This is a genomic window from Halopseudomonas sp. (assembly GCF_036961105.1).
Taxonomy (GTDB): domain Bacteria; phylum Pseudomonadota; class Gammaproteobacteria; order Pseudomonadales; family Pseudomonadaceae; genus Halopseudomonas.
The window spans coordinates 1-504 of sequence record NZ_JBALWW010000040.1 but is presented as its reverse complement, the minus strand read 5'-3'; the positions used below and the strand labels follow the sequence as shown (position 1 = coordinate 504).

General features: G+C 53.2%; 1 tRNA gene and 1 rRNA gene. Both read right to left on the bottom strand.

The features are described from left to right. Nucleotides 1-53: 53 nt before the first annotated feature. Nucleotides 54-130 (bottom strand) — tRNA-Ile (locus V7756_RS18810). A gap of 104 nt (nt 131-234) precedes the next feature. Continuing rightward, a 16S ribosomal RNA gene (locus V7756_RS18805) occupies nt 235-504 on the bottom strand; the annotation flags it as partial.

The following is a 504-nucleotide window of genomic DNA, read 5'->3' as shown; positions in this document are numbered from 1 at the left end:
TCTCCCAGCTGAGCTATAGCCCCATACATAGCAACTATCGCACTAAGGCGAGATGGTGGGTCTGGGTGGATTTGAACCACCGACCTCACCCTTATCAGGGGTGCGCTCTAACCAACTGAGCTACAGACCCACTGACTACCCAAGGGTACGCGTCTGCATAAGCAACCGCATGCTGCTCTAGCCAATGATCAGATAATGAGTGTAGGCACTTAACTGAAACGTCAGTGCATCGATTAAGGAGGTGATCCAGCCCCAGGTTCCCCTAGGGCTACCTTGTTACGACTTCACCCCAGTCATGAATCACAAAGTGGTGAGCGTCCTCCCGAAGGTTAGACTACCCACTTCTTTTGCAACCCACTCCCATGGTGTGACGGGCGGTGTGTACAAGGCCCGGGAACGTATTCACCGCGACATTCTGATTCGCGATTACTAGCGATTCCGACTTCATGGAGTCGAGTTGCAGACTCCAATCCGGACTACGACCGGTTTTCTGGGATTAGCGCC